The sequence below is a fragment of the Pseudomonas sp. ATCC 43928 genome, assembly GCF_005938665.2.
Lineage (GTDB): Bacteria > Pseudomonadota > Gammaproteobacteria > Pseudomonadales > Pseudomonadaceae > Aquipseudomonas.
On record NZ_CP041753.1, the window covers coordinates 2,991,543 to 3,004,419 of the forward strand.

Below are 12,877 nucleotides of genomic sequence, written 5' to 3' on the forward strand. Positions count from 1 at the left end.
TGACTGTGCCTGCCGTGCTACATGCCCGTGGGTGCCAGAACGGCTTCAAGTGTGGGCAGAATGATTGGATCGTTGCCTTTGAAAAGTACAATCTTGGCTCTGGAAGGTGCATTTTCTACCGCGATGGCGGGTTCCATACTGGCCCTGTATCCGCTGCCGTGCCTCGATTCGGGGCGCCGGCCGGACATCCAATAATAAGCAGGGCCGTCCATGAAAAAGCCAAACCCGCTCCTCGAAGACCTCAAATCCATTCTGCCGACCATCGCTGCCAATGCCTTTGAGGCCGAGCAGGACCGCAAGGTCCCCGACGAGAACATTGCGCTGCTCAAAAGCATCGGCATGCACCGTGCCTTTCAGCCGAAGCAGTTCGGCGGGATGGAAATATCGCTGCCGCAATTTGCCGACTGCATTGCCTTGCTCGCCGGCGCTTGTGCCAGCACGGCATGGGCCATGAGTCTGCTGTGTACTCACAGCCATCAACTGGCGATGTTCCCGGCCAAATTGCAGCAGGAAGTCTGGGGCACCAACCCGGATGCCACCGCCAGCAGCAGCATCGCGCCTTTCGGCCGTACCGAAGAGACCGAAGGCGGTGTGCTGTTCAGCGGTGAAATGGGCTGGAGCAGCGGCTGCGACCATGCCGAGTGGGCGATTGTCGGTTTCCGTCGCAAGAATGCCGAGGGTACCCAGGACTACTGCTTCGCGGTGCTGCCGCGCAGCGACTACCAGATCCGTGACGACTGGTTCGCCGCTGGCATGAAAGGCAGTGGCACCAAGACTTTGATCATCGACAATGTGCTGGTACCGGAACATCGCATCCAGAAAGCCAAAGACATGATGGAAGGCAAGTCCGCGGGTTTCGGTCTGTACCCGGACAGCAAGATCTTCTACTCGCCATACCGTCCTTACTTTGCCAGCGGTTTCTCCACGGTGAGCCTGGGTGTCGCCGAGCGCATGCTGGAGGTGTTCCGTGAAAAAACCAAAACCCGCGTGCGTGCCTACACCGGTGCGGCGGTCGGTGCCACGACCCCGGCGTTGATGCGCCTGGCCGAGTCGACCCATCAGGTAGCAGCGGCCCGGGCCTTTCTCGAAAAGACCTGGCAGGAGCATGCCGAGCACAGCGAACGACATGAATACCCAAGCCGCGAAACCCTGGCGTTCTGGCGCACCAACCAGGCCTACGCCACCAAGATGTGCATTCAGGCAGTGGACCGGTTGTTCGAGGCCGCCGGCGGCAATGCCTGGTTCGAGCATAACGAGATGCAACGCCTGTTCCGCGACTCGCACATGACCGGGGCCCATGCCTACACCGACTACGACGTCTGCGCGCAGATCCTCGGCCGCGAGCTGATGGGACTGGAGCCCGACCCGAGCATGATCTGAGCCAGATCGTCACCGCGTCCCCATAACAACAATCAGGACTGCTCCTGAAAGCAGTCCGGGAGTCTTGCATGTCTGATAACAGCGTTTGTGCAGCTACTGAAACGACCTTCGACCCACGAGCCTTTCGCCGGGCGCTGGGCAATTTCGCCACCGGCGTGACGGTGGTGACTGCCGCCAGCGCATCCGGGCGCAAAGTCGGGGTGACCGCCAACAGCTTCAACTCGGTATCCCTCGATCCGCCGCTGGTGCTGTGGAGCATCGACAAGCGCTCCAACAGCCACGAGGTGTTCGAGCAGGCCAGCCATTTCGCGGTCAACGTGTTGGCGGCGGACCAGATTGACCTTTCCAATAATTTCGCCCGGCCCAAGGAAGATCGTTTCGCCGAGATCGAGTTCGAACCGGGCGAGGGCGGGGCACCGGTGTTCGCCGATTGCTCGGCGCGTTTTCACTGCGAGAAGTACCAGCAGGTGGATGGCGGCGATCACTGGATCATGATCGGCAAGGTGGTGGCGTTCGATGATTTCGGTCGCTCGCCGTTGCTCTATCACCAGGGCGCCTATTCCATGGTCTTGCCCCATACCCGCATGACTAAACGCGATGAAAGCCAGCCACCGAGCAGCCATTTTCAGGGGCGCCTCAGCCATAATCTGTATTACCTGATGACCCAGGCGGTGCGGGCCTACCAGTCCAGCTACCAGCCACGGCAACTGTCCACCGGCCTGCGCACCAGCGAGGCGCGCATGCTGATGGTGCTGGAAAGTGACGCAAGGCTGAACCCCAACGATCTGTTGCGTGAGGTGGCGATGCCTGTTCGGGAAATCGATGAGGCCGTCGCCAACCTCAAACGCAAGGGGTTGGTGAACGACGATGACAACGGTGTACGTCTGACGGCTGCCGGTATCGAGCAGACCGAAGACCTTTGGGCGATCGCTCAGGCGCAACAAGAGAAAGTCTTTGCCGAATTCAGCGAGACGCAGATAGAAACGTTCAAAACCGTGTTGAAACGACTGATCAGCAACTGCTGACCGTTTGATCTTGGGGTAGAAAAATCCGATGCCGGTAATGGCATCGGATTTTTTTTTGCGTCACGCTCGGGCCGTTGAACTGCGCTGCAACATTGTCAGCGCCAAGGCTCAGCGTGCTACGGCCAACTCATCGATCAAGTGCCGTTGAAATGCCGCAAACGCTTCCTTCGGTTGCTGCAGCTGCACAAACTCCAACATGGGGTCGGTGACTTCAGTCCTGATGCCAGCCAATTCCTCAATGGTCGCTAACCCGCAAAACGGCACATACGCTTCGGAGTACCCGCCTTCATGCACCAGAACGAGACGGCCTTGACACAACCGTTCGGCGGCTTCGCGCACGCAGCGAGTCATCTGCCGGTACGAGTCGCTGTGTAACAGCATCCGGGCGAGGGGATCGACGGCGTTGGCGTCGTAACCGCAGGCAACGATGATCAACTCGGGCTCGAAGCGCTCCAGCGCCGGAATCACGATACGCTCCATCGCATAGAGATAAGCCTCATGACCGCAGCCTGGGGGCAACGGAATATTGATATTCGCTCCCAATCCCGCGCCGCGGCCGCGATCGGCTTCACCGCTGTAACCGGCGGGGAAACAGCTGTCTTGATGCAGCGAAATGGTCAGCACATCACCGCGTTCCTCAAAGATTGATTGAGTACCGTTGCCGTGGTGCACATCCCAGTCGATCACCGCGACTTTGCCCAGGCCACGGTGTGCTTTTGCGGCTTCAATGGCGATGGCGATATTGGCCAGGAAGCAGAAACCCATGGCGCTGTCGGCCAGGCAGTGGTGACCCGGTGGGCGTGACAGAGAGTAGGCATTGTCGACCTCGCCGGATAGTACGGCATCGACCGCTGCCATGGCCAGTCCGGCGGACAGCCTGGCTATTTCATAACTGCCGGGCCCAATGGGAGCATTCGGCCCCAATTCGCCGCCGCCGGCATCACTCATGGCCTTGAAGCGTTGCAGGTAGTCAGGCGTATGAACCCGTAGCAGATCCTCATCTGCTGCCGCATTGGCGCTTCGTACCTGTAAGTGTCGGGTCAGGCCGGAAACGTCCAGCAGGCTCTTCAGACGGCGCTTGGTTTCCGGCGATTCGGCGTGGCCGGCAGCGGCAGGCGGTTGCACCCAACCTCCCACCGGCAAGGTCAAGGCGTGCAGTCCGGCGCTGTGCCAGAGGCTGAGTTCGTCGAAGAAAAACGCACTTTTTCGGCTCATCGTTCTTTCCATTTTCTTTAGGGTAAAAGGACCACTCACGCGCTAGGGCGGCAGCTCAGAATCAACACCAGGGACAGCAAAGTGATGCAGGCCCCTCCGATAAGCAGCGATTGGAAACCGCCGCTGGCTTCGATCAGCCGGCCAGCCACTGTCGGGCCGATGGCGAGGCCACCACCGATCACAAGGTTGGAGGCATTCATCAGTTTTCCGGAACGGTCGAGGTCGGCCAGGCAGGCCAGAATCAACGGCAGAATGAAGGTCCAGGTGAACTTGAAAAGCAGCGCAGCCATAGCAAAGCGCAGCATTTCAGGTTGGCCCAGCAACAGCAGCACCGAGCCTGCCATCAGCCCGTAACCCAGCAGCAACAACAGCAGGCGTGGCAGACGATTGCCGATCAGCGAGGCACAACCCGCACCGACAATGCCTGTCACCGTAGCAACGGCAAGAATCTCGCCGCTGGACTCGGCAGAGAGGCCGGCGTGGGTGCTGATGGAACCGATAAAGGTCCAGACGCCGCTCAGGCTGATGTAAAAACTCAGGATGGCAAGAATGCCTAGTGCCGCCTTCCACTTCGAGGCGAGGGCTACTCGCTCGGCGGTTTTCTCAGTCGGCGGGCTGCCTTGGGGAAAGTAACGGGCCATTGGCAAAAAGACCGTCATCAGCCCTGCAAGGATCAAGTAGCAGGCTGACAGCCCGTAGTGTTCGAACAGGCGTGGCAGGATGCTCAAGCCAATCGCCCCGACCACCAGTTGCCCCATCACCCATAAGCCATAGACGCGATCGGGGTTGGACGTCGAGGCGGCGCTGGACAGACAGATGATCATCAGTGAACCGCCGGCCAGGGCGCTGCAAAAGCGCAATGCCAGGAGTAGCGAATAATTGTGGGCAAGCATCGAGAGCAGGTTGGCTGCAATGAACAGTATCCCGGCCAGCAATGCGGCGCGGCGCCAGTCGATACGTTTGAGCCACCAGAGAGCGGGCAGGGTGGCCAGGCTCATGGCACCGAGTTCGGTGGAGAACAGATTGCCTATCTGTGACGGGCTCAGCTGCCATTGAGTTGCCAGTTGCGCCGCCACAGCCGGTGCGGTCATGAGGATGGTCGGGGTGATGGCGGCGAACAACACAATGGCTGCCAGCAATGCCAGTTGGGATGATGCGAGCGAGCGGTGATTGGTCAGCGGTTTGGTCTGGGTGTTCATGTTCAAGCTCCGATGAATGAATTCAGAACACATGGACCAGACGCAGCAATGCGTCGGTACCGTGATAGCCGTTGTCGGTGACGACGTTCTGCGAGAGGCTGAACATCAACTGATTCTGTTTATCGAGCCAGTGACCGACTTCGAAACCCACCTGGGTGTAGCGCTTGTGGGTGTCATCGATGCGTTGTTCATTGATCCGCAACTCGCCGCCATCGGCGTGGATCAGTCGCAACGCGCCATAGGTGCTCGACGTGAAGTCATAAGAGGCAAAAGCTTGCAAGCGATACAGAGGGTCCTGTTTGAGGTCATTGCTGAAGTAGTCGTCGTTCTTGCCATAGAGCTGGGCTTCGAGGTTGGCTTCCAGCACCCATTTTTCACCGATGCCCTGGGTGTAGTTGTAAACGAAGGTTGCCCCCCAGCGATTGGCACCGGGTGACACATCGGGATTTGTGCTGTGGTACTCGCCCACCGGCAGGGTAATCAGGGTCAGCAACCCGCTGTAGGTGCGCGAGGTGGGGTCGTTGATGAAGAACAGGGTGCCGCCGACCTGAGGGTCACCGAAACCGCTTTCTCCGGTGTGCTGACTGGCACCTGGCAGGTGGGCGCTGATGTCGGCGAAGGGCACGATGAATTGTGGGGTGCAGAGGGTGCCGCAGATGTCGGTGAAAAAGACCTGGCGATAAGCCACGGCGTTGACCTTAAGGTCGGCCTTGCCCGTGCTGTCGGCGGGGCCGTGGAAATCATTGGCGCGGCTTGCCGGCAAATACAGCACGCCCAGGGTGGTGCCCGAAGGGGCGCCGAAAAAATCCCGGGCGTTGAGGTCGGCGGCGCCAGCATGCAGGCTCGACAGACCACTGATAAGAGCCAGTGCAGTGTTGCGGTTGAAGGTACTGGTCATGGGCATTGCGTCTCTTCTTTGAGTTGTTGTGCGGCGAACGGATCGCCCCTACGTGGCATAGGGAAAAAAGGGCAAAAGTGTCCCGTGGCTGTCAAAAAGGCAGCTAAAAAGTCAGCGCGAGTCAGCGGGGTAGATCAGTCAGGCGGGGCGTGCAGCAGATGGGCAATTCGGGCTTTGTCCTTGACCCCGAGTTTGCTGTAGATGGCGCGGATGTGGTGGCGCACGGTATTGGGTGACATGCCCAGATCGCGGGCGACTTCCTTGTAGGTCTTGCCTTCGCCGAAGCCTTGAGCCACATCGTTTTCTCGTGGACTCAATTGCATCAGCACAGTGCGGCTGCGGGCTGCCAGCAAGAACAGATCACCGACCGTCGAGGCCTCGATCTGCAGATACTTGCCTTCATACCCATTAGCGTCCATTGCCACCGGCAGGCAAGGGCCGGTCCAGTCCGTCCACTCGGTCAGCAGCAAGTCGACGAAACCACGTTCCGCGCAGTGCAGTGTGCCGCGCTGGTCGCATACGGCGAGCGCCAGATTGCGCGGGCGGGTGAGGGTTTCGCGCATGGCCACAAGGGTGCGGATCTGGTTGGCCGATACCGCAGCAACCAGATGAAGCATGAGGTTGTTCAGCAACCGACAATCCTGATCGGAAAAGCGCGGTGCTTCGGGAGCGCGATACACCGTGAGGTGATCGCTGAGGTGGGTTTGTGGGTCGACGTACACAATGCACAGCAATTCGCCAATACCATAGGATTCGCCGAGCCAGTTGAGTCCGGAACCGTTGGAAGGGTCGCGCATGTCGACGATGACCGCTTGCCCGGGGATGTCGTGGACCCTGCCGACGGTCACGTCGATGTGGCGAATCGATTGCCAGTCCGACAGGTAGCTGCGGGGCAATTTGTAGAGATAGGAGTTGTGTTCTTCAGGCAACCCTTCAATCAGCGCCGCACGCCCCCACCAGGCACTGTCGAAGGGTAACAACTGGTTGATGCAGCCCAGCGCGGCGTGGTGGAAATGCTCGATGTCTTTGTCCTGAGCCAGGCGCTGAAGCTCTAGTGTCATTGCACTGAACGCCTCTAGGAGGCTGGCGTGACCATGATCATGACGGCTCATTCGTATGTACCTCTGTGCGACATTTTTATTGTTTTCGTCACGAAGTCATTAAGGACCGAAACGTCGTTTTGACGTGGGCAGGGCCTGAGGACGAGTATCGGCGGGTTGAGAGAGTATCGCTATCCTACAGATGCACGATGGCTGCTACAGGAAGGCCTTTTGTGTGTGGCAGACAGGAGCAAACGCCTCAGCAGCCACGTACAAGCAATCATCTCCCGTTTGCTATCAGATCCAGTGTCTCGACTCGATGAACAAAGGACAGGCTGATGTTCTTCAAGAAACATAAACAGCAGCAGGCGCTCACCGAGGCCTTGCAACTGGAACGGTTTACACAAGAAAAAAACCAAATCGTGCAACGTCTGCGGGTCGCCGAGGAGCTGTCCAAGGGCCAGGCCTGCCAATTGGAGCGCAGCGAGCAGGCGCTTGAAACGCTTCGCCAACAGCTGGAACAGACCCGGCTCCGCGAGCAGGCGCTGGAGGCCGAGTTAAGCCTGCACGTGCAGTTGTCCCACCAGCACCGGCAGGAGGAGCAGATCTGGGAATTGTTGCAGTCAACGCTGACCGAGGGTTGCTGGGACATCACCGTGGTCAACGGTGATGTGCAGGATCCAGCCAGTTGCATGCGGTTTTCCAGTCAGTTCCGCCTCCTCATGGGGTATGCCCCGCACGAGCTGCCCGACGGTTGGGATGCTCAAGTCAACATCACCCATGCTGACGATCTGCCGAAAATCATGTCGATCTTCGACCGGGAAATCCTCGCAACCCACGGCAGTGGTGAATACGTCTTTGAATACCGGATGCGCCACAAGACCCGAGGTTACATCTGGTGTCGCGAGCGTGGTCGCGCAGCCCGTGATGAGCAGGGCCGCTTGACCCGAGTGATCGGCGCGGTGCGCGACATTAGCGATGAGCGTTCAGCCGAGGCCACCCATCAACGAATGCTCGAGCAGAATCAGGCGACCTACGGCCAGATCGCGACGGTGGTAGGAGTCATTAAAGGCATCGCCGACCAGACCAACTTGCTGGCCTTGAACGCCGCCATCGAAGCGGCCAGGGCGGGGGAGGTCGGGCGCGGGTTTTCAGTGGTGGCCGATGAAGTGCGCAAACTGGCGGAAAATACCCGCCAGGCGACTCATCAGATTCAGACGATGTTGCATCAGCACAAACAGTAAACCGCGTCAGGAGCTGCGCCAGGCAGCTCCTGACATGGATTAGAAAGGCACGGCCACGGTCAGTTGGCTGTAGACATTAGTGCCGTTGCCACCAACCTGATTACCGCCGTTGCTTTCATCCTTTTCCGGCTTATACAGGCCCACCAACGGGGTGACGATCAGGTGCTCGTTCACCGCCCATTCGGCATACAGGTCCAGTTCACGACCATCGAGGTCCAGCGCATTGTTCTTGTGCAGGGTCTTGTAGTCGAAAAACAGCACGCCAACGGTCACTGGCTCCAGTGGTTTGACTTTGAGCGCCACATGCTGGATCGCGGTGTTGCTGTTGAACGGGCCCGAATAATTACCGGCCACTTCGCCCTGGAACCAGGTGCCGTAGCCACGGTTGACACCGTTGAACATCGAATCCCAATCTTTGGAATAGCGGCTGTAACGGTACGTCAGGTCCGGCGACCATGGCAGGTCGGCAAAGGTGTAGCCGGCTTCGGTGTACCAGGCTTTTTCCGGGCCGGCGTCCTTGTCCTGCCAGGCATATTCGAAGGAAAAGTGAGCGTTCTCTATTCCGGCATTGCCAGCGCCCCGCAGGCTATAGATGTTCATGCCTTCACGTTGCTTCTGGAAGTCGCTGGCATAACGATCATCGACGTCAATGCCGTGAATATACGTCAGCCCGAGGGTACCTGGCGCGGCGGTGTATTCCAGGGTGCTGGCGGCCATCTCGGTCTTGGCCTGGGCGCGGTTGTCCGACTTGATCCACATCAGGCTGCCGTGCACGCCTTCCTTGCCGCCCAGGCGCAGGACGGCCGTTTCGTCGAATGCGTGGCGCGCCGCGAGATAATAGGCACCACCTCGGTTGAACTCACCATCCGCCACACCTTTACCCAGGTTCAGGCCGTCGTCGTTGATGATGAAACCGTCACCGAGAGTAATGACCTGGCGCCCAAACGACACATCCACGCCATCCTTGCCAAGTACCGGGAACAGGTCGCCGGAACGCCAGCCGGCGAAGGCTTCATCAAACTTTGTGGTTCGTTCGGTACCGTCGGTGATGCCCGCGGCATCGCCATCGCCCCAGGTGCCGGAACTGACCATATTGGCCGTGCCGTAGGCGCTGCCCAGGCCGCCGAGCGTTTGCTCGACACTCAAGCCATACTTGATAAATCCTTCGCGCCAACTAGACCCGCCTGTGGTGCCGTCATAGTTCTTGCGACTGTTGAACATCCCATAGACCGCGAGGAAGTTGCCCGTGACCTTGGTGTCGTTATCAGCATACAGCTCGTACGCCTGGGCCGACGAGTCGGCGATCAAGAGCGCGATACCCAGACCAACGGCCTTGGGCAGCGCTCGTGCTTTCAGTGTTTGCTCCATTGTTGTTTTCCCCAGCTTTTGTTGGACAGTTCGATAGGTCGAGTGCGCATTAGGGCGACTGGAGGTGGGGGAAGTCTTTCACCTGCGTGCCAGGCATTTGATCCTGTCAGCCACGCGGTGAAGCATGGCAGGGAGCAACAAGACCGGCGGCAGACATGGGCAAGACGATCTGGGTGGCAGAGGAGCACAGTCACTCTGCACACGGCGCCGTTTCGCTCAGGGACTGGCTGGGGAGGGCTTTGTCGCCAGCTCCTTGAACGGCTCGTTACATCCACTATAAAAATCCGCTTTTGAGGATCTGCACTATGTCGATCAATGACAGACTCACCGAGCATTTGAACCGGGGCACGGTCGGTTTTCCCACTGCGCTCGCCAGTACCATTGGTCTGATCATGGCCAGCCCGGTGATTCTCACCGCGACCATGGGCTTTGGCATCGGCGGCAGCGCCTTCGCGGTGGCCATGCTGATTGCCGTGGTGATGATGTTGGCCCAGGCGACCACCTTCGCTGAAGCGGCATCGATCCTGCCGACTACCGGTTCGGTCTACGACTACATCAATTGCGGCATGGGCCGCTTCTTTGCTATCACTGGCACGTTGTCGGCCTACCTGATCGTGCATGTGTTCGCAGGCACTGCCGAGACCATTCTTTCCGGGGTCATGGCCCTGGTGAACTTCGAGCACCTCAATACCTTGGCAGAATCTGCCGGTGGTTCCTGGTTGCTTGGGGTTGGGTTCGTCGTGGTGTTCGGGATTCTCAATGCCTTCGGCGTCAGCGCCTTCGGCAGGGCAGAGATCATTCTGACCTTCGGCATGTGGACCACGTTGATGGTGTTTGGCGTGTTGGGGTTGATCGCGGCGCCAGCGGTGCAACTGGATGGCTGGTTCGGTGTATCCCTTGTGGGTACTGACCTGATCACCATCCTGTCGCTGGTGGGCATGGCCATGTTCATGTTCGTCGGTTGTGAGTTCGTCACCCCTCTGGCGCCGGACTTGCGCCAATCGGCCAAGGTCATGCCCAAGGCGATGATTCTGGGGTTGTTGAGCGTTGCGTCGTGCATGTTCATCTATGGCGCGGCAATGAAGCGTCAAGTGGAGAACGTGTTGCTTGATGCCGCCGGTGGCGTGCATCTGCTCGATACACCGATGGCCATTCCAAAGTTCGCCGAGCAGGTGATGGGCAATATCGGTCCGATGTGGCTGGGGATCGGCTTTCTGTTTGCCGGGGCGGCGACCATCAATACACTGATGGCGGGTGTGCCGAGGATTCTTTACGGCATGGCAGTCGACGGCGCGTTGCCCAAGGTCTTCACCTACTTGCACCCACGCTTCAAGACGCCGCTGCTGTGCATTCTGGTGGCGATGCTGATTCCTTGCCTGCATGCGCTGTATCTGGGCGGTAACACTGACAACATCATGCATCTGGTGTTGGCCGCCGTTTGTGCCTGGAGTTTTGCCTATCTGCTGGTGACGCTGTCGGTGGTAATGCTGCGCATCCGTCGTCCCGATCTGCCACGGGCCTATCGCTCGCCCTTCTTCCCGTTGCCACAGATCCTTTCCAGCGTCGGCATCCTGCTGGGCATGTGGTTTATCACGCCGCCCGGCATGAACCCCGCGGATATCTATGTCCCGTTCGCGGTGATGCTTGGTGGCACCGCGGTGTACGCGCTGTTCTGGACGTTAGTCGTGCAGAAGGTCAATCCATTCAAGCCTGCTTCGGTGGAAGAAGTGCTGGCCAAGGAGTTCTCCAATGAACCGGGGCACCCTGACAACGGGTATATCGACCATGCTGCAAAAACTGTCTGAGCTGTTCAGCGCCAGACGCGCCCCAGCCGGTTATCGACCTGGGGTGACGCTCGAGCACCTGCGGCGCAACCTCGGTCTGGCCAGTTTCGAGCAGACAGAGCCGACAGCGGCCCGGGCTTCGCTGGACGATGGCAGCCTGCAATTGGAGATCGTCGAGCGCACCGAGTCGCAGCTGTTGATGCACCTGGTCATGACCGAGTTCGTGATCCGGGTGCCTGCCTCGACTGAGGGCGCGGCGAGCTTCGAACTGCACCATAGCGGGGCTGTTCGACGGACCGGGATCCGCTGTCGGCAGCGTGCTGGAGACGCCGCGCTATTAGCCAGGTTGCAGGCCAGGTTGCAGGAGGACAGTGCGCTGCACCAGGCCTTGATGCCGTTGGACTTCAAACGCTTGCGCATTGATCTGCAAGGGCATCAGTGGTGCGTACGGCTGGAGCATATGGGTGGCAGCGAGGTGGTCAACCGCATGCCGGCCTTTCGTCGCTACATCGCTTTGAGCCGTGATCAACGCACTTGGCTGCTTGACACGTTGACTGGATTGCAGCGCCTGTTGCGCACGTTCTGATTCGCGATTTTGGCATCATTAGTGCTACCCACTTTGGCAGACACGTACTTGTTGCGCGTATATAGATAACATGTTAACTATTGCGCAACAAAAACAAAAAGCCATTGTGGAGAGCCCCATGAGCATCCATCAGTCTGTGCAAGACGGGTTGGAAACCTGGACCCGGGATCTGCGAGCAGCCTGTGGTCATTTCGACACAGAATTGGCCTACAACCGTTCGCTGTTCATTGGTGAGGTTTCCGAGTGTTCCCGGGGCGGTCTGTCCTTGGCGAACTTGCGTACCAACGCAGGGCTTATCAAGCGCGACAAGCCCAACGCCGATCACGACAACGAACAGGATTGTTTCCTGGTCAGCCAGCGCAGCGGTTACTGCCAGATCACCCAGTACGGACAGAGCATCCAGTTGGCACCCGGGGACCTGCTGCTGATGGACTCGGCAGGTTCCATTGAAATCAGCCCATTCGGGCTGATCGAGCATGTCTCGGTCTCCTTGTCCCGCAACGAAGTGTGCAAACAGCTTGGCAGCCAGTCCCGGACGTTCGGCAAGATTTCCTCGAGCAAGGCCTGTGGGCGGATGCTGCATGTGCTGGTGGATCAGCTGTGCAAGGACGCGTGGGTGGGCGAGGGCGCAGTCGGTGAGGGTGAGGCGTTGCAATCGGCTTTTGTATCGTTGCTGGGTTCGGCATTCGATCAGGATCAGGTGTCGGGGGATGACGTTACTTCGTTGCAGGGCAACAACCTGCGCAGTTATGTGCAGAAAGTCATCGACGAGTCCCTGACCCAGCCGGGCTTGAGTCCCGTCGGGCTGGCCAATCGATTGAACATTTCAGTGCGGCACTTGTATCGGTTATTTGAAGAGCAGGACGATAGCGTCTGCCGCTACATTCAACGGGCGCGGCTCAAGCGCAGCGCCGATGACCTGACCAATCCGTTCTTGCGTAGCGAATCGATCACCTCCATCGCTTACAAGTGGGGCTTCACCGACTCGGCGCATTTCAGCCGCTCGTTCAAGAAGCAGTTCGAGCTGTCACCCAAGGATTTTCGTTCCAGTCATTTGCAGCAGGCGGTGGGGACGGCTTGACTCTCTGAATGAAAAAGGGGGCTTTTCAAAGCCCCCTTCCAGCATGAAAAAACGCTA

Annotated in this window: 11 protein-coding genes; 6 read left to right on the plus strand and 5 right to left on the minus strand. The window is 58.9% G+C overall.

The genetic code is table 11. From position 1 onward, the window contains the following. Window positions 1–210: 210 nt before the first annotated feature. Window positions 211–1,380 carry a p-hydroxyphenylacetate 3-hydroxylase oxygenase component gene (locus FFH90_RS13860; RefSeq protein WP_138867374.1) on the plus strand — a complete coding sequence of 390 codons (1,170 nt, stop codon included), beginning with the start codon at window positions 211–213 and terminating at the stop codon, window positions 1,378–1,380. Window positions 1,381–1,448: 68 nt separating this feature from the next. Next, a complete protein-coding gene (locus FFH90_RS13865; RefSeq protein WP_018927899.1) occupies window positions 1,449–2,405 on the plus strand; it encodes a p-hydroxyphenylacetate 3-hydroxylase reductase component in 957 nt (318 codons plus the stop codon). Window positions 2,406–2,513: 108 nt separating this feature from the next. Here the strand turns inward: FFH90_RS13865 and FFH90_RS13870 are convergent, their stop codons facing one another. The 4 genes from FFH90_RS13870 to FFH90_RS13885 all read right to left on the minus strand — a co-directional run bounded on the left by FFH90_RS13870 (window position 2,514) and on the right by FFH90_RS13885 (window position 6,829). Next, complete coding sequence (locus FFH90_RS13870) at window positions 2,514–3,620, minus strand: class II histone deacetylase (protein ID WP_018927900.1); 1,107 nt, start codon at window positions 3,618–3,620, stop codon at window positions 2,514–2,516. Between the two features lie 35 nt (window positions 3,621–3,655). Then, on the minus strand, window positions 3,656–4,819 hold the full coding sequence (locus FFH90_RS13875) for an MFS transporter (RefSeq protein ID WP_138867375.1): 1,164 nt from the start codon (window positions 4,817–4,819) through the stop codon (window positions 3,656–3,658). A 22-nt stretch (window positions 4,820–4,841) separates the two neighbouring features. Then, window positions 4,842–5,723, minus strand: coding sequence for a transporter (locus FFH90_RS13880; RefSeq protein WP_178114252.1), 882 nt, complete (start codon window positions 5,721–5,723; stop codon window positions 4,842–4,844). A gap of 128 nt (window positions 5,724–5,851) precedes the next feature. Then, window positions 5,852–6,829 carry a helix-turn-helix transcriptional regulator gene (locus FFH90_RS13885; protein WP_018927903.1) on the minus strand — a complete coding sequence of 326 codons (978 nt, stop codon included), beginning with the start codon at window positions 6,827–6,829 and terminating at the stop codon, window positions 5,852–5,854. A 266-nt stretch (window positions 6,830–7,095) separates the two neighbouring features. Here FFH90_RS13885 and FFH90_RS30520 point away from each other — a divergent pair, with 266 nt between their 5' ends. Next, window positions 7,096–8,001, plus strand: a complete 906-nt coding sequence (locus tag FFH90_RS30520; RefSeq protein WP_138867376.1) for a methyl-accepting chemotaxis protein — start codon at window positions 7,096–7,098, stop codon at window positions 7,999–8,001. Window positions 8,002–8,040: 39 nt separating this feature from the next. On the opposite strand, the gene FFH90_RS13895 is transcribed toward FFH90_RS30520, so the two are convergent. Further along, entirely contained in the window at window positions 8,041–9,369 is a 1,329-nt protein-coding gene (locus FFH90_RS13895; protein WP_086945692.1) for a hypothetical protein, read from the minus strand. Window positions 9,370–9,674: 305 nt separating this feature from the next. Between FFH90_RS13895 and FFH90_RS13900 the strand changes: the two genes are divergently transcribed. The 3 genes from FFH90_RS13900 to feaR all read left to right on the plus strand — a co-directional run bounded on the left by FFH90_RS13900 (window position 9,675) and on the right by feaR (window position 12,820). Then, complete coding sequence (locus FFH90_RS13900; RefSeq protein WP_064617366.1) at window positions 9,675–11,174, plus strand: APC family permease; 1,500 nt, start codon at window positions 9,675–9,677, stop codon at window positions 11,172–11,174. Next, window positions 11,155–11,739, plus strand: coding sequence for a DUF3156 family protein (locus FFH90_RS13905; RefSeq protein ID WP_028940818.1), 585 nt, complete (start codon window positions 11,155–11,157; stop codon window positions 11,737–11,739). The genes FFH90_RS13900 and FFH90_RS13905 overlap by 20 nt, the downstream gene beginning before the upstream one ends. Window positions 11,740–11,857: 118 nt before the next feature. Beyond that, window positions 11,858–12,820, plus strand: coding sequence for a transcriptional regulator FeaR (feaR, locus tag FFH90_RS13910; protein ID WP_086945690.1), 963 nt, complete (start codon window positions 11,858–11,860; stop codon window positions 12,818–12,820). Window positions 12,821–12,877 lie beyond the last annotated feature (57 nt).

Excerpts from the sequence above, each read along its gene's own strand:
- FFH90_RS13870 (WP_018927900.1), bottom strand. The coding sequence starts at position 3,620 with ATGAGCCGAAAAAGTGCGTTTTTCTTCGACGAACTCAGCCTCTGGCAC.
- FFH90_RS13895 (WP_086945692.1), bottom strand. The coding sequence starts at position 9,369 with ATGGAGCAAACACTGAAAGCACGAGCGCTGCCCAAGGCCGTTGGTCTG.
- FFH90_RS13880 (WP_178114252.1), bottom strand. The coding sequence starts at position 5,723 with ATGCCCATGACCAGTACCTTCAACCGCAACACTGCACTGGCTCTTATC.
- FFH90_RS30520 (WP_138867376.1), top strand. The coding sequence starts at position 7,096 with ATGTTCTTCAAGAAACATAAACAGCAGCAGGCGCTCACCGAGGCCTTG.
- FFH90_RS13860 (WP_138867374.1), top strand. The coding sequence starts at position 211 with ATGAAAAAGCCAAACCCGCTCCTCGAAGACCTCAAATCCATTCTGCCG.
- feaR (WP_086945690.1), top strand. The coding sequence starts at position 11,858 with ATGAGCATCCATCAGTCTGTGCAAGACGGGTTGGAAACCTGGACCCGG.
- FFH90_RS13900 (WP_064617366.1), top strand. The coding sequence starts at position 9,675 with ATGTCGATCAATGACAGACTCACCGAGCATTTGAACCGGGGCACGGTC.
- FFH90_RS13885 (WP_018927903.1), bottom strand. The coding sequence starts at position 6,829 with ATGAGCCGTCATGATCATGGTCACGCCAGCCTCCTAGAGGCGTTCAGT.
- FFH90_RS13875 (WP_138867375.1), bottom strand. The coding sequence starts at position 4,819 with ATGAACACCCAGACCAAACCGCTGACCAATCACCGCTCGCTCGCATCA.
- FFH90_RS13865 (WP_018927899.1), top strand. The coding sequence starts at position 1,449 with ATGTCTGATAACAGCGTTTGTGCAGCTACTGAAACGACCTTCGACCCA.
- FFH90_RS13905 (WP_028940818.1), top strand. The coding sequence starts at position 11,155 with ATGCTGCAAAAACTGTCTGAGCTGTTCAGCGCCAGACGCGCCCCAGCC.